The following is a 16,449-nucleotide window of genomic DNA, read 5'->3' on the forward strand; positions in this document are numbered from 1 at the left end:
AGGCATTTTTTCAACCCGCTATTCCGCTTTCATTACCCCACTTGCGTATCCCAGGCAGATACGAAGTTTCCCCGTCACCTCTCGACTTTGTGGTACAAACACAAATCTGGTCGAAGGTATGGGGAGGCTGAATCATGTCGCTTAATACAGCTGTTCAGGTCGGCACCAATCAGACAGGCACCAACAATCGCGTCCAACTCAGAAAAACTCTGACGTTGGTTCAAGTGGTTATGATGGGGCTTGCTTATCTGCAGCCGATGACCATTTTTGATACTTTTGGTATTGTTTCAGGCTTGACCGATGGTCACGTCGCGACTTCTTACGCCATCGCTTTGATCGCGGTTCTCTTTACCGCCGTTAGCTATGGCAAATTGGTGAAACGCTTCCCGTCCGCGGGCTCGGCCTACACCTACGCGCAGAAATCCATTAGCCCACACGTTGGCTTTATGGTGGGTTGGTCGTCATTGCTGGACTATCTGTTCATGCCAATGATCAACATTCTGCTGGCAAAAATTTATCTGGAAGCCATCTTCCCCGGCGTGCCTTCGTGGATCTTCGTTGGGGCGTTGGTCAGCCTGATGACCTTGTTCAACCTGCGCGGCATCAACGTGGTTGCTAACCTGAACTCCATCATTGTGGTGGTACAGGTAGCGATTATGGTGGTATTCGTCGGGCTATTGATTCATGGCGTTTATCAGGGTGAAGGTGCGGGTACATTAGTTAGCACCAAGCCGTTCTATTCAGAGAATGCCCATTTGGTGCCGATGATAACCGGTGCGACGATACTCTGTTTCTCATTCCTTGGGTTTGACGGTATCAGCTCATTGTCTGAAGAAACGCCAAATGCCGGCAAAGTGATTCCGAAAGCCATTTTCCTGACGGCGTTAATCGGCGGCATTATCTTTATCGCGGTATCTTATTTCTTGCAGTTATATTTCCCGGACATCTCGCGCTTCAGCGATCCTGATGCGTCACAGCCGGAAATCATGCTGTTCGTGGCCGGTAAGTTCTTCCAGTCTGTGATTCTGTGCTTCTCTTGCGTCACGGTACTGGCTTCAGGCATGGCGGCGCACGCCGGGGTTTCCCGACTGCTGTACGTCATGGGCCGCGATGGTGTATTCCCAGAGAAAGTGTTCGGTTACGTGCATCCGAAATGGCGTACTCCGGCCATCAATGTGCTGTTGGTCGGTGGCGTAGCGTTGTCTGCGGTGTCTTTCGACCTGGTTACCGCAACGGCGTTGATTAACTTTGGTGCGCTGGTGGCGTTTACCTTTGTTAACCTGTCGGTTATCTCCCAGTTCTATATCCGGGAGCGCCTGAACCGTACCCTTAAGGATCACATCAACTACCTGATTCTGCCGGTAATTGGTGCAGGTACCGTCGGCGTGCTGTGGATGAACCTGGAAAGCAGCTCAATGACCTTAGGTCTGGTTTGGGGGGCGATTGGTCTGGCGTATATGCTGTGGAAAACCCGTGTTTTCCGTCAGGCATTACCGCAGTTCAATGAAGAACTTGCACGATAATAAAACTTGATTGATTTGTGATGAAAAGCGGAGCCGATTGGCTCCGTTTTTTTGTCCGCAATCTGCGGGTAAAAAGAATTGGCCGTTGGAATAGGGCGAAATACGCTGTTTTATTATCAGTGCTGATCTGCACGACTCGGCAACCTGATGTTCAATATTGGTGTTATCGGCGGACTGAATAGCACCGCCGGGTAATCATTTTGGCGAGAAGTTAACTCACTAATTCGCGAGCATAATCGTACAATGATTTTAATAGCTCCAATTTATCTTTATCACTTTCATACAGATTGTAGAATTGCTCCAATTGCTGCACATACTCCTGTACCCGCTCAGGGCTTAGCACTTCGCGGCGATGGTTAAGCCAGCGCTGCTGCTCGCTGTCATCCAGAGTATTGGGGTAGTTTCTGGCGCGAAAACGGAACAGCAACTCATCCAAACGTCGATCCTGAAAACTCAGATCCAGCGCAGGCAGATTTTGCGGCGCAGTTTGCTGAATAATCTTCATTGCCGCTCGATCGGCGTCACTAAAGAAGCCGTCATAAAGCTGGGCATCCACATCGTTGGATGCAGCAAAAGGCGGGGCTTCAGCAAACAGGGCAACTACTTTTTCGCGTATCTGCGGGTTTTGTCGCAATAATTGCAAATTTTGCAGGCAACGTTGGCGATCGATACCTAAACGTTCGGCATTCTCTGCCAGCAGAGTTTTCGCTGGAGCCAGCACTGGACACTTATTGATATGCACCAGTTTGATTGGCACAGAAGATTGATTGGCAGAAAGCTGGTCTCGACGAGTATATAAGCGTTCACGCAAGGCGTCGGTATCCAGTTCCAGCAGCGGCGACATATCTCCGGCCAGATCGCACATGATGACGGCGTTTTTGTTATCCGGGTGCCAGGCCAGAGGTGCAACCCAGCTGGTGTTACCTCGCGCAGCACCAAACATGCCGGAAACGTGCACCAGCGGAGTCATCTCGGCAATGTCGATTAACGAATTGATTTTATGCTTATTACGATGCTGATAGAGATAATCAAACAACCGAGGTTGCGCCTGCTTAACCAGTTTTGCCATCGCAATGGTGGCATGTACGTCAGACATCGCGTCATGAGCCTGTAAATGTTCTACGCCATTGGCTTTGGTCAGATGTTCCAGTTTAAAGCTCGGCAGGCCGTCGTCATTTTCCGGCCAGATAATGCCTTCCGGACGCAAGGCATAACATGCGCGCATAACATCCAGTAAATCCCAACGAGAATTACCATTTTGCCAGCTGTAGGCGTAAGGATCGTAGAAGTTGCGATAAAAGATATTACGGCTGACTTCATCATCAAATCGAATATTGTTGTAACCCAAAATACAGGTTCCGGGCACGCTAAAAGCCTGATGAATCCGTTGGGAAAACTCAGCCTCGTTGACGCCTTTGGCCAGCGCGGTTTGCGGCGTAATGCCGGTAATCATCACCGCCTCGGGCTGTGGCAGATAATCGTCCGCCGGAGTGCAATACACCACCAATGGCTCTTCGATGATATTGAAATCCAGATCGGTTCGCACACCAGCAAACTGCGCCGGACGATCCAGCGCCGGATGTTGACCAAAAGTCTCGTAATCATGGACGTAAAACGTCGGTGATGAGGTTGGTTTTGCCATTCTTTTGTATTGACCTTTATTGACTCTGGCTTAGGGGCTGAGATTTACCCACGGCAGCCACTCACTTTGTAACAAGAATATCATCTCAGCATAGTTTTCACGTCAGTTTTATCATCACTAAAACCGAGGGGATCTCGGGTTACCCTAGTTAGATAAGATGAGAACGACCCCGCATGTGAATCGGAACATAATGATATTTATACTTAAAAAAATATTGAATCATTTATAAATTAAATAACTTTGACTTTAATGATTCATTAAACGAGTTATTTAACTTCCGTTTACTCAGCCCTTTATACAATGCTCGACATAAAATACTTAACAGGGTTTGAAACGGTGAAAACACTTTTATTGACCGGGGCAACGGGCTTTCTGGGCGGGGCAGTGCTGGAAAAGCTTCTGATAGAAAATTCGGATTTTAATTATTTATTATTGGTTCGGGCTAATACACCAGAGCAAGGCTTAGCCCGTATCAAACATAATTTAGAAAAATTTTATCTTTCGCCCCAAAATCTGAATAAAGTTACAGAACGACATATATTATTAGGTGATTTGGCTGAGCCAGAAAGTTTTATTTCCGATCCTCGGTTGGATGAGGTTACTCATGTTATCAACTGTGCGGCGGTAGCCTCTTTTGGCAATAATCCGTTAATCTGGAAGGTTAACGTTGAAGGCACACTGGCCTTTGCCAAACGTATGGCTCAGGTGACAGGTTTAAAACGCTTTGTACACGTTGGTACGGCGATGTCTTGTACGCCGGATGCAGGAAGTCTGGTTGATGAGCAGGTATTATCTCCGGCCAGTGAGGCGCATTTAGTCGAATACACCAAATCCAAATCAACCATTGAAAATCTGCTTTCAGAACAATGTCCTGATTTACCGCTGGTGTTCGCCCGACCGTCTATTGTTGTTGGCCATACCCGCTTAGGCTGCCAGCCTTCCAGCAGTATATTCTGGGTCTTCCGTATGGCATTAATGATGCGGAAGTTTATGTGTTCTCTGGACGATCATATTGACGTTATTCCTGTCGATTACTGCGCAGATGCATTGGTCTGCTTATTATTACATCCAGAATTACCTGACTATATTTATCATATCTCTGCCGGTGAAGAGAATAGCGTTAGTTTTGCCGAAATAGATAATGCGATGTCTCTGGCTGCGAAACAAAAACCAGTGGGAATAAATTATATGCAGGTTGATTACGGTGCCTTGGTACAAATGCGTAATCAGCTGAAAAATATATTTGGGCCTTGTAATGAACGCTTAATGCTAAAAGCTATGCGGTTATATGGCTCATTCGCCATGCTAAATGTGCGCTTTAATAATCAGCGACTATTGAGTTTGGGAATGGCAAAGCCGCCGCGCTTTACGGATTATGTCGCCTGTTGCGTAGAGTCCAGCCGCGGTTTAACCATTCAGGAACAAATGGCCATCGATTTTAAATAAAATTAGTACACCTTCTTACCCGGCAACAACAATTGCCAAGATTGTCATATTTTATCATGTTTGGCGGAGTGCCAGATGTTGGTTACTCCGCTAGAATTAGCCCTTTCCTGACGAATAGGGTGAGTGTGCTGTGCGCCTTGATAAAGCAATTACGCCACTGGATAATTTGATTTATAGCAATTACCGTATTGCCCACGCTTTACGAATTAGCGTGGCCTTTGTCCTAACCTTTCTTATCCTGCGTTTACTTGCCTTCCCTGATGCCACTTGGGCGCTAATTACTTTGGTCGTGGTGATGGGGCCGCTTTCCTATTGGGGAAACGTCTTTTCTCGCGCTATTCAACGTATTGGCGGAACTCTCTGCGGGGCAGCTTCGGGTCTGGTCGCGCTGTATCTTCAACAATATTCTCTAACCGCTATGCTCGCTTGGTGCTTTGTAGTGATGTTTGTCTGCGGTTATTTAACCTTGGGCAATCGGCCTTATATGGCTTTATTGATCGGTGTAACCTTGGCATTAGTTTGCGGTTCCGGCTCGGTCGATATGAGTACCGCTCTGTGGCGCAGCGCCGATGTTATTTTGGGTTCTTTACTCGCGTTGTTATTTACTAGCATTTATCCGCAGCGGGCTTTTACCCATTGGCGTATGCAATTAAGCACCAGCCTCCACGCCATCGGCACTATCTATGCTGCTTATTTATCACCTAATGTGGTCGATCGTCCTCGTTTAGAGGACAAAATGAAAAGCGAGTTAGCGCGATTGGTCAAAATGCGCGGTTATATCGCTTCGGCGACCAAAGAATCGGGTATTGATAAAGAGGTATTTAATGCGATTCAAACTCTGTATCGCAATGTGGTTTCTACGCTGGAACTGTTGGCCGATGCCTATTGGTCGTCTCGCGAAAGCCATTTTTTACTGCTGAATGTCCAAACTCTGCGCCATACTCAGTTGCTAACTATTCGTACTATGGATAATTTAAGTCAGTGCCTGCTCAGCGGCCAGCCGGAGTATGAGGAGGTCGCCGCCAGCGAATTGAGTGAGATCAGCGTAGAATTGGAAAAACTGCTTGAAGTTGCTACCAAAAATCAGCAAATCGAGGCGCCTATTTATGGCTATGTGTGGTTGAGCATAGAAATTACCCGCCAATTGAAAGAACTGGGCGATTTGATTGAGATGACCATGCGACGCTAGCCGATTATTTGGACGCGAAAGGCGATGAAATTTCTGTCTGACGGGTAAAAAAGGTAAGATAAGTCAATGAATCTTGTCTCTGATGGCTGCTAACCTGTATTGTTAAGATCGCGTGTTGTCACGACGTGATGGTGAACAGACAACCGGCCGTCAGCAATTGAATTTGTGTAAAACTTAGCTAAGGTGTGAAAATGGAAAATGTAAGCAAGCCAACTTTCCAGGACGTTTTGGAGTTCGTGCGTATGTTTCGTCGCAAAAATAAATTGCAGCGTGAAATTGTCGATAACGAAAAGAAAATTCGTGATAACCAAAAACGCGTTCTGTTGCTCGATAACTTGGGCGAATACATCAAACCTGGCATGAGTATTGAAGACGTGCAGGGCATTATCGCTAACATGCGCAGCGACTATGAAGATCGTGTTGATGATTACATCATCAAAAATGCCGATCTGTCGAAAGAACGTCGTGAACTGTCGAAAAAACTGAAAGCAATGGGCGAAGTTAAGTAACCTGAGCGATTTAGTTTAAAGATTGGAGAGCCAGATTGATGTCTGGCTCTTTTTTTATCTATTGAAAGTGAATATCCAAACCCGCGAGTTAGGAAAACCTTTGATTTAGCGTAATCATGGGCATAAATAATCGCCATTTAGCACATTTGAGCGATGGCGTTGTTGGGAATGCCTGGCAATGTTATTTGCCGGATAATTACATTATTTGCAATAGCAAAAAGCCCGACTAAGTTTCCTTAATCAGGCTTCTTTAATATGGCTCCTCTGACTGGACTCGAACCAGTGACATACGGATTAACAGTCCGCCGTTCTACCGACTGAACTACAGAGGAATCGTGTGAACGAGGCGAATAATAGCGAGGGCGGACGGGTTTGTCAAAGTAGAAAACCATTAAAAACGTGCGTTTGCTGAGAGAATGAGCTTATTGTCTTGTTTTTCAGCAAAATCAGCTCGTTATGGTGCAAGATTATGCTGTTTTATTTCTTTTCCCCTTTGCCTGTAACAAAGGGGAATGAGGTTGATAAGGAGAAATAAGAAAGAACAACGCTTAGGCTTTACTTCTGCGCAGTAATATTCGTGGGAAAAGATTATCTAAAACCCCTTTGCCACTGAGAGTGAAGGCCGAAAGCAGGGTAAAACTCAGAGCAATCGAGCCAAGAATGAAATAGGTATGGCTGAAACCGATCTGGTCATACATTTTGCCTGCAAAGGCCGAGAGAAATATCGCCGCTACCTGTTTGGAGAAGCAAAAACCAATTAAATAGATGGTGGCGGAAAATCGCACGTCAAATACTGAGGTAATGTATTTGAAGGAACCAATGAGCAGGAAGGGAACCTCAAAAGCGTGCAGCATCTTCAGGCAAATCACTTCCAGCGGCGTTGTGGCGAAAGCCGAGCCAAAAATACGGATCGACATAAACATCCCAGCCATCAGTAGCGCATTTTTGCTACCAATGCGGTTAATAATCCAGGGTGCGCAGAACATCAGCAGGGCGTTGGCCAATTCTCCAAGCGTGGTGACATAGCCAAATATTTCGGTGCCACGTTGTTTCGACTCAAAGAAGGACTTAAAGAAATTGGCAAACTGTTGATCGAAAACGTCATAGACGCAGGCAACGCCGATGATATACAGAATAAATAGCCACAGCTTGGGCATTTTAAACAGTTCGCCGACCATTTTCAGGTTAAATAGCGATTCGTTGGCGCCTAATTGATTCATTACTTCGGCGGAGCGGTTTTTATGAGGTTTGGCTATTAACAGTAATGTGGCCAATATCAGAGCGCTGCCTGATCCCATCCAAAACACCAGGTCCGGATTGACGTTAAACAGTATTCCGGCGGTAGAGGCGCAGATTCCCCAGCCAAAACAGCCAAACATCCGCGCTTGTCCGTATTCAAATCCGCTGGTACGGCTAACTCGCTCGACATAAGCTTCGATAGCGCCGGAGCCGCCGGAGAAAACAAAACCCAGATAGGCTCCGCCAACCAAGGATCCGAGCAGCGTGTTGTATTTCAGCAGCGGCGCGAAGATATACAGGAAGAAAGGAGCAAAGAAGATTAGCAGTAGGGTAATCGTCCAGAGTAGATGCTTTTTCAGCCCCAGTTTATCCGAAAGCACGCCGAATACCGGTTGAAAGCAAATGGCGAATAACGATAGAGAGGAAAAGACGATTCCGGTATCGGTTTTGCTCAGGCCAATCACGTCGGCTAACCAAATCGGCAGGAAAGGGAAACAGGCTGCCATAATAAAAAAATAGAAAAAGACAAACCAACCAAAAATCCAAAAGTTAGAGTTATTCTTATTAAAGAATGGGTTACTTTGCATACAACCCCCGTAAGGTACTCAATATGTTCTGCACAGGTTCGCTGGTTATCGTTCTCGGCCAGGTGCCTGCCAGGGTTATTCATCAGGGAAAGCGCGACGAACCTCGCCGCGCATTACCAACGGGAATTACAATTGTTCGAACTTGATCAAAATGGCACTTTCAGGATCCAGCACCGGTAAAGCTAAACCAACCTGTGCCAGCCATTCTCCATTGGCTTCGATCGGCTGAATCATCCATGGGGGTAATACTTTCATGGTATGCCCGCCTTGCTCGACGCTAATCAGTTCCGGTACGTCCAGCAGGCTAACGCGGTAACGAGCCTCTGGACGTAGATAAGGCATACGTAACTGACCAGGCAGAGACCAGGTTGGCATCGCCAGTTGGCTGACAATCAGTAGCGCCTGATCCTGCGATTCGCTGACTACGCCGTGCAGCAGGGTCGTGGGATCGTGGCTATCCAGCCGCACTACGTTGCCACTGTGTAATAAAGGTCGCAAAGATTTGTGCAGGGCGATATAGCGGGCAAAACCGCGCTGTTCTTCGCTGCTTTCTTTCACCGGATCCAATTCCACGCCCATATGGCCAAATAGCGCAGTCAGTCCACGAAAAGCGATATTGTGCTGCCGATAAGTGGTGTGGCAGAGTTTGCCACCAATATGGCTTCCCATGACTTCCGGCGGGAAGAAATAACTCATACCGCGTTGAATTTTCTGGCGTTCCAATGCGTCATTGTTATCTGAAGGCCAGAAGCGATGGGTGCGTTTGAGAATTTCATAGTCAATACGACCGCCGCCGGAGGCGCAGGATTCAAATTCGACGTGAGGATGATGCAATTGCAAAGTATCAAGTAGACGATACAGCGCTTCGGCTTGCCCGGTTGACCCCGCGCGGCCCTGATGACCGGGCTGAACGATTTCCCGATTCATATCCCATTTTACATAATCGATGTCATGCTCACCCAGCAGCCAGTCCATTCGCGCTAGCAGATAATCGAAGACCGCCGGATTTTGTAAATCCAACACGTATTGCCAGCGTCCGGTCGGCTGTTGATAGCCGGGAAGCGCCAATAGCCAGTCCGGGTGTGCACGATATAAATCAGAGTTCGGATTAACCATTTCGGGTTCGACCCAGATACCGAACTCCATGCCCAGATCTTTCACCTGCTGGATAACAGGTTGCAAGCCGTTGGGGTATTTCTTTTCATCCAGATACCAGTCTCCCAACGCCGCTCTATCGTGATTTCTTCCTTGGAACCAGCCATCGTCGATAATAAAGCGCTCGACGCCTAGGTCGGCCGCCTGCCGAGCCATCGACATAATGTACTGCGGGTTGTGATCGAAATAGATGCCTTCCCAGGTATTTAGATGCACCGGCCGGGCTTTGGGCTGCGGGAAGTGGACAATGTGTTGACGCACGAAGCGGTGTAACTGTTGGCTCATGCCATTCAGCCCGTGATTAGAATGGCTGGCATACAGCCAAGGCGTGGACTGGCTTTCTCCTTCCGCCAAACTGACTTCACCCGGTAAATATAGCGCTTCGGCCTGAAGCAGGCGACGTCCATCGGTTTTCACATCGGCGCGCAGACGATGGTTGCCGCTCCAGCCCAAATGAATACCCCAAACTTTACCTTGTTGTTCACTATAACCGTGGCAGCCGAGCACCATGCCGGGGAAATACTCGTGGGAGCTACGACCCCGGCGGTTTTCCTGCTGATAGCTACCGTGCTGCAAGGTCACGCGGTGGGGCTGGAACTCTTTTACCCAGCGACCATGGAAAGCCATCACTTCATCGGCCGTTTCATTGACTGGCAGCGTCAGCGCCAGACGATCCAGCCAGTAATTTTCGCAGCCCAAATTGGTTAAGCTGTTACGCAGGCTAAGAACGCCACTGGCGCTATCCAGATTCAGCTCTGAGGTCAGGCGCAGTCCCGCGATATCATCTTCGCCAATAATCGTTAGCTGATTATTTTTATGCTCGATTTGGGTGGTAACAAACACCGGCGACCAGTCCTTTCCGTCTCGATGTCCTTCCACGCTGGGGCTTCCGAACAGGCCATGCCCCAGTTCTGCCGCCAGCGTTAGCGGTACGTCAACGTCTAAACGTCCGTGTGGCACTGCCCGATTCAGGGTTTGAATATCTTCGGCATTGAAACTGTGCAGGTGCGGTCCCCAATAAAGAATTTCTGCATATGGCTGGCAACGAATGATGACGTCAGTGGCTGGGCTTTCCAGTCGCAGGATGCTTGGTTCCATATAATCCTCTCGGTAAGCTAGGAATGAATCAGTGAGGATTAGCATTGATCCGAAACGTTTCGGCTTAAACCGAAACGTTTCGGATCTGTGATGAAGTTAGAATAATATCGAGTCAACAAACATCGGATACATTAAATTTAGCGATGGAGTTAAGTGAAAAGAATGGTTTTTTTCTTTTTAAATCAGAGTATTAATTTGCTTTGTGCAGTGTGTCCCCAACGCCTAACTTTGGTTGCCACAAAACCTGTAGCTGTTCTACTGGCGCACCTTCAATTAAGGCCAACGTCATATCGGCGATTTTTTCTCCAACCGCAGCACGAGTCTCTTGAACAATCGGCGTGACGGTGGTTTCAACCAAAGAATCAGCCGGTAATCCATCAAATACAATCAATGAAATCCCTTGAGAACCCAGCAGGTTATGTTGCTGTAACGCCATTGCTGCGCCGTCTCCCAGCATATTACTGTCGGTTACTATGGCGGTAGGGGGCTGCGGCAACGCCAGCAAGTGCAGAGTGGCCAGATAGCCGGCGCGGCGGTTGCTATCAATTGGCTGCTGGTAACCCTCGTCCAGCGGAATCTGGTGGTTAGCCAATCCATCTAGATAACCTTGTAAGCGTTGATTAACATAGGTTTGCTGGCTATTTCCCCCCAGATAGGCAATACGTCGATGGCCAAGCTCCACCAGCTTTTCTACTGCCAGTAGCGTTCCGGCGCGATTATCAAAATCGAACCAGGCATAAGGGCTATCCAGTGAGCTGCGGCCCATCGCTAAAAAGGGTAAATGATGCTGAGCCAGATAGCGTAAACGACGGTCATTCTGCTGCGTGTGTGCCACGATCAACGCGTCAACCCGCTGGCTTTCTATCAGGCGGATAAACGACGGATGTTGGTCATGAGATACATCTGAAACCAGCAATAAATCAATATTATGCCGTGCCAGCGCGGCGCTGATGGTACTGATGGTTTCCAGAAAGGAGGCGTCGTTAAGCACGTTAGGTTGAAACGGATAAACTAGCCCAATCGCATCGGTTTTACCCATTTTCAAGCGCCTTGCCAAAGCATTAGGACGATAGCCCAAACGTTCGGCTACGGCTTCCACCCGCTGGCGAGTAATGGCGGATACATCGCTGTAGCCGTTCAGCGCCCGACTCACCGTCGTGGTGGACAGCTTTAATTCTTTGGCAATCATTTTTAACGACATAGGGATCTCGGCAGGAAGAAGAAAGGAATTATCCCATTGATTCAATATGGTAATAATTTAGGGCGTTGGGCAGTGAAATACCAGAGGAAATGCCCTTATTTGCGTGCCAGACCGCAGGGAAATAAGCGGTAATCGCTGTGTATTACCGCTTCAGGAGATGAACGAAAGCCTGCAGGACGCAGATTAAAGCGATTGAGTCTGGCTAATTTGAGCCCCGCTATCGTCAAAATAACTGTATGTCAGCGTGGCTCCGTGAGCGTTGGCGGGCAGGGGGTTTTCGGTGCTGTACTCACGTTCGCTGAATGGTGGGGTCATCATATCCATTTCCTGCAGGATATTAATCTTTTTCCCTTTGAGACTCAGCGTCATTTGCCCGAAAGAGACGTGATACGGCGTGGGATTGTGGCTCCGCAGCCGTGTTTCACCCGCGTTCTGTATCAGCGTGAAATTCACTTTCTTCATCGCAGCTTCGGGGGAGTGAGTCAGTCCTTTTGGGCGATAAAACACTTTCATTTGGGTGTTCATCGCCATGGCGACCTGCGGATTATCTTCATTATTGGAACGCTCTTTCGGCGGGATCTCGTACAAATTCAGCCAATAAACGGATTCTCGATCGCTGGCGGGTTGATTACCTTTGCTAATGATACGCAGGCTTTGCATTGATCCCGGCTGCATTTTAAAAACCGCAGGCAGCGGCAGGAAAGGGGCTTTGGCCTGATCCGGCGTGTTGTCTACGTCACCATCATCAATCCAGCTTTGTACCACTACGGGATATTTATTGGTATTAGCCAGCATTAGGGTATTTTCTCTTTCTCCCTGGAGAAAGATTATTCTGGTGGCGGAGGCCACAATACCGGCATCCGCATTGAGACTGATGATAAATAGCAGCAACATGGTTAGTGCGGATAACAGGTTTTTCCGCGTGCAGAGCGTATGAAATCGGATCATTGTACTTTCACCAAAACGTATGCGGTGGCATCGATTTTACCGGCGGTTGGTGCGCTCCCCGGGAGTTTTTTCAGCGTAGCGGTAAATTGGGTGGTGTAATTGTTATAACCGGCGGCGCTGCTGCCGTTGGCATTGGCGCCCGCGAGAATGGGATACCACCCAGCATTAGCAGTGGAGGTACAGTTACCGCTGCATCCTCCCCAGCCGACAAAATTCATCGGCGCACCGCTACTGTCTTCCAGCGTGATACCGACACCGGTGGCGATGCGGCTGTCGGTGCCGTACAGATCGGAAAGCAAATAGCTCACGCCGCCCGCCGTATTCACCAAACCTAATCCCTGCGCTTTCAAATACCCCGGTAAAGAGGTTTGGATACCGATTGAGGTTTGGCCGCTATTGATACCGGAAATGGTTCCAGTCTGGCATTCCACATCGACATTGATGCTGGCACTGCGGGTTTGGTCTTGAGCCAGTTCGCTAACGGTAATCGTGGGAAAAACCACATAAGGGGTGACATTGCGCACCACGCAGGTGTTTTTACGGCTCAGGGATGAGACCGGCGCGGTATTCATGCCAAAAGCCATATAGCGACCGGAACCCCAGGTATCGAAGCGGGTGGAGGAGTCATAGCCCGTTTCCGGCACATCGGCTCCCGGCCCTTTGAACACCACATAGCCATTTGGCTGATTACAGGTGTAATTACCGGAATATGTGTCTGCCGCCGGGCCGGGACAGCCCCAGGTTGAGGGGCCGGGAGTACGATCCACCGCGGCGACTTTTTTTAGCTCTGCGCGTATCTGGCTGAAATGTTTGCCTTTGATTTGAATTTTATTACCGAGTATGTCGTATTTAGTCAGACGAACCTGCTGCCAGATTCGGGTGAATTCCATGCCGGAATCCACGTGAATCAGTTTCAGCGCGGTGTAAGGGAAAAAGGTTTGGAAATAGTTATCCCCCATATTGGTATAGCCGCCGACGTTACTGTCGCCATTGGTTGCAAAAACCTCGTACAGACTGTCTTTATCCGCCAGATCGCACTCGTAGAGCACCGTTTCCGGATTGGCTAACGCTCGCGCCGGAACCAGACTGATAATGCTAGAAGCCAGAATAGAATCTACTGGCTGAATATAATTACTGGTCATATTGATATTGCCAAAGCGTAGGGGCGCGCCGTTGCTGTCGCCGCCCAGGTTGTATCCTTTCCAGACGCATTTGGCATAGCCGGGCAGGCTCAGTGTGAGCGAGACGGAAAATAGCGCCAGCGGGAGAAAATAGCGTTTAAGCGTAATTTTTTGGCAATACGAGGTTGATGACATCATATAACTTCCTGAATTAGTGCATATCATTGGCACAAAGTGCGTCAAAAGCGATCAGCGGCTGTTTATCATCAACGCCGTCCAAATCGTAAGGCAGAATGCAGCGCTGGTGGTCGCCATCGCCCCATTTAATCGTGAGTTTTCCCTGTCGTTCATCGGCACGCAGATAAGCCTGACCGGCCTGTCCAACCATGCCCACCACGATATTTTCTCGGTTATACACGTTGGCTCCCATCGGAACGATGCTGGTATCCGGACGCTTGATGGTAATGAGCAACGGATAGCCGTTTAGGGTACGGAAAGTGACTTTCACCGCGGAACCGGCATAAGGCGCGATGCGGCGTTCGCCGTCCTGTAATTCGGTTTTGAAATCCATTCCCTGCGGATCCAGGGAAATAGTGTTGTAGCGATAAGGGGTTAAAGTCGGCACCAATGCATAGCCGAAGCGATCGATACTGGCACCTTGCCCGTACATCACTTTGGCTCCTTCGGCACCTTTGGCTTCCACTAACGCAAAGGTTTCACTGAGATAGGGGCCTAGGGTGACGCCACCGCCGTGCACGGCGACAGCACCGCGCGCGCTGCCAGAGGCCTGCCAGTAACCGGTACTGAGTGAGGCGCTGCCGCTCAGGCTGGTGACCGGCAACCGTTGTTGCAGACTGCCGCTCCAGGTGTTTTCTTTATTGCGTTGGCTGCGCGAGAAATCCAGGCTGTAGCTGGCAGACTGATCTTCACCGGTGACGCCTGAAAGAGAGGTTTGATAGTTGGTACCGCTACTATTGCTGTGAATTGCGCCGATGGAAACATAAGGTGCACTCGGGCTGCTTCCCAGAGGGAATGACAGAGACAGCTGTGCCAGCGTTTCTTTTCCGGCGGGCGTTTGTAAGCCGCTTTCGATCGGCATACCTGTTATCGGATCTTCAAAATTGCCGCTGCCGGTCGAGCCGCCGGTCGTCTGGCGTGAAACGGAGAGATTCACATTGACCTGATTCCAGAGCAGCGTGGCGTAACCTAGCTGCAATTGGTTATCCCGACTGCGGCCATCGCGGTAATCCTGCGACGAGGCGGTGAAATACAGCGAGCCATAGTCCTGCAAACTCTGATTCATCGACATTTCAACCCGCGAGCGCTGCTGGTAGCTACCGGACTGCCAGGTTTCACCGCGACTGGTTGCTCGAACGCCAATGACATCGCCTAAATCACGATAGCCTTCGGTGGAATAACGATAGCCTGCCAGAGATAACGTGGTGCCCGTCGGCTGAAAGGTGCGGCTAAAGGAGGCGCGCACCATCCAGCCGTCTTGATGTTCATCATTAGGCAGTTGCGCGCTGGAGTAAGTGGTGTCGAAGCCCAGAGCGCCAATATAGTGAGCGAACACGCCGCCGAGCATAACGCCTTGATAACCTGAGGCTAAACGCAGGCCTCCGTTAGCGGTCAGGGCGTTACTGATACCGTACTGATAGGTTAGCTCGCTAAATGTTTCGCCATTCCCCACATCGCGTATCTGGCCGCTGGAAAAACTGTAGCGTGAAAAACCGGGGCGCAGTGATTCTGGCACCGAAGAAAAAGGTACGCGAAAGCTGCTGGTGGAACCGTCGGCTTCGGCGATGATGATCGTTAAATCGCCACCAAAGTTGGTGGCTGAAAGATCGGTTATTTCGAATTGCCCCGCAGACACGGCAGTTTGATAAATAGGACGATCATTCTGATAAACCGTTACGTTGGCATTGGTTTTAGCGATGCCTCGCACCACCGGCGCATAGCCGCGAAGGGAATCGGGCAGCATTCGGTCGTCGGTTGCCATGGTCACGCCTCTAAAACCCAGACTGGAAAAAAACTGGCCGGATGAAAACCCCTCGCCCAGCGTGATTTCGCTGCGCAGGCTTGGCAATGCGCGTTGAGCGTAAACCCGCGTGGTCGTCCAGTTTCCGCCGCGATTATTGTCATAGCGAAAGGAGCCCTGTTGGCGTAAACGCCACATGCCGGCGTTTACGCCGTTGGTTAGCCCAAGATAAGTGGAATCGGTATTCTGCGTGACGCCGTTGCGGTTATAAGCTACGTGATATTGGTTCAGATTATAATTACTGAAGCCTATGCTATCGCCGACGTTGAGGTTTTTCGGATCGACATAACCCCGAGGCACCTGCTTCACAAAACTTTGGGGTACGCCCAGATCGAAGCGTAATAAAGAATAATCAAAGTGCTGAGTGTTGCCCGGTAATAAAATTTCCAGAGGCTGACAATCTGTTTGTTTCTTGGCCTCTGCCAGTGCTTTATCGGCAATGCCCGCCTGAGCCAATTGTTCGAGAGAAAAACAGGCCTGAACCCCAGCGGTTTGCTGCGTGAATTTCAGATCTATTCTGTCGATAAAATGATTATTCATATAGAGATCGACCTGATAGATGCCGATCTCCAGATTATTCGCTTTATTAAATCTGGCGAGTGATCCTTCGCCTAGTGGGGAGCCACGTAATAAGGCTTCTTCAAAAACGTATTCATCTCTATTGCCATCATTAGGCACTGAGGCAAAGGCGGAGTGCGTTATCAGCAAACCCGGCCCCAGCGTATAAGACAACCAAGAGATTAATTTCACTTT

The 16,449-nt window shown here is 49.1% G+C and carries 11 protein-coding genes and 1 tRNA gene; 4 read left to right on the top strand and 8 right to left on the bottom strand.

Translation table 11 applies throughout. The features are described 5' to 3' along the window. The first annotated feature begins 134 nt into the window (after positions 1-134). Entirely contained in the window at positions 135-1,523 is a 1,389-nt protein-coding gene (locus ACQ4OC_RS06850) for an APC family permease (RefSeq protein ID WP_064517489.1), read from the top strand. A 211-nt stretch (positions 1,524-1,734) separates the two neighbouring features. Here ACQ4OC_RS06850 and sbcB read toward each other — a convergent pair whose 3' ends face one another. Beyond that, complete coding sequence (gene sbcB / locus ACQ4OC_RS06855) at positions 1,735-3,165, bottom strand: exodeoxyribonuclease I (RefSeq protein ID WP_064517492.1); 1,431 nt, start codon at positions 3,163-3,165, stop codon at positions 1,735-1,737. A gap of 336 nt (positions 3,166-3,501) precedes the next feature. On the opposite strand from sbcB, the gene ACQ4OC_RS06860 reads away from it, so the two are divergent. The 3 genes from ACQ4OC_RS06860 to tmaR all read left to right on the top strand — a co-directional run bounded on the left by ACQ4OC_RS06860 (position 3,502) and on the right by tmaR (position 6,309). Further along, on the top strand, positions 3,502-4,611 hold the full coding sequence (locus tag ACQ4OC_RS06860) for an SDR family oxidoreductase (protein WP_064517494.1): 1,110 nt from the start codon (positions 3,502-3,504) through the stop codon (positions 4,609-4,611). Positions 4,612-4,741: 130 nt separating this feature from the next. Beyond that, positions 4,742-5,800 (top strand): FUSC family protein, encoded by a 1,059-nt coding sequence (locus ACQ4OC_RS06865; RefSeq protein ID WP_430971038.1) that lies wholly within the window; start codon positions 4,742-4,744, stop codon positions 5,798-5,800. 191 nt (positions 5,801-5,991) lie between these two features. Then, a complete protein-coding gene (gene tmaR / locus ACQ4OC_RS06870; protein ID WP_064517499.1) occupies positions 5,992-6,309 on the top strand; it encodes a PTS system regulator TmaR in 318 nt (105 codons plus the stop codon). Positions 6,310-6,565: 256 nt separating this feature from the next. Here tmaR and ACQ4OC_RS06875 read toward each other — a convergent pair. The 7 genes from ACQ4OC_RS06875 to ACQ4OC_RS06905 form a co-directional block, all read right to left on the bottom strand. Further along, a tRNA-Asn gene (locus ACQ4OC_RS06875) sits at positions 6,566-6,641 on the bottom strand. A gap of 216 nt (positions 6,642-6,857) precedes the next feature. Next, positions 6,858-8,135, bottom strand: coding sequence for an MFS transporter (locus ACQ4OC_RS06880; protein WP_430971039.1), 1,278 nt, complete (start codon positions 8,133-8,135; stop codon positions 6,858-6,860). Positions 8,136-8,261: 126 nt separating this feature from the next. Beyond that, on the bottom strand, positions 8,262-10,388 hold the full coding sequence (locus ACQ4OC_RS06885) for an alpha-galactosidase (RefSeq protein WP_064517505.1): 2,127 nt from the start codon (positions 10,386-10,388) through the stop codon (positions 8,262-8,264). Between the two features lie 190 nt (positions 10,389-10,578). Then, positions 10,579-11,589, bottom strand: coding sequence for a substrate-binding domain-containing protein (locus tag ACQ4OC_RS06890; protein ID WP_430971040.1), 1,011 nt, complete (start codon positions 11,587-11,589; stop codon positions 10,579-10,581). Between the two features lie 183 nt (positions 11,590-11,772). Beyond that, positions 11,773-12,537, bottom strand: coding sequence for a fimbrial biogenesis chaperone (locus tag ACQ4OC_RS06895; protein WP_084414347.1), 765 nt, complete (start codon positions 12,535-12,537; stop codon positions 11,773-11,775). Then, on the bottom strand, positions 12,534-13,853 hold the full coding sequence (locus ACQ4OC_RS06900) for a fimbrial protein (protein ID WP_084414387.1): 1,320 nt from the start codon (positions 13,851-13,853) through the stop codon (positions 12,534-12,536). Before ACQ4OC_RS06900 ends, ACQ4OC_RS06895 begins: the two co-directional genes overlap by 4 nt. 16 nt (positions 13,854-13,869) lie before the next feature. Beyond that, a complete protein-coding gene (locus ACQ4OC_RS06905; RefSeq protein WP_064517510.1) occupies positions 13,870-16,446 on the bottom strand; it encodes a fimbria/pilus outer membrane usher protein in 2,577 nt (858 codons plus the stop codon). Between the last annotated feature and the right edge of the window lie 3 nt (positions 16,447-16,449).

Origin of the sequence: Yersinia sp. J1 (assembly GCF_050586585.1) — a bacterium.
In the GTDB taxonomy this organism is placed as follows: Bacteria; Pseudomonadota; Gammaproteobacteria; order Enterobacterales; family Enterobacteriaceae; genus Yersinia; species Yersinia entomophaga.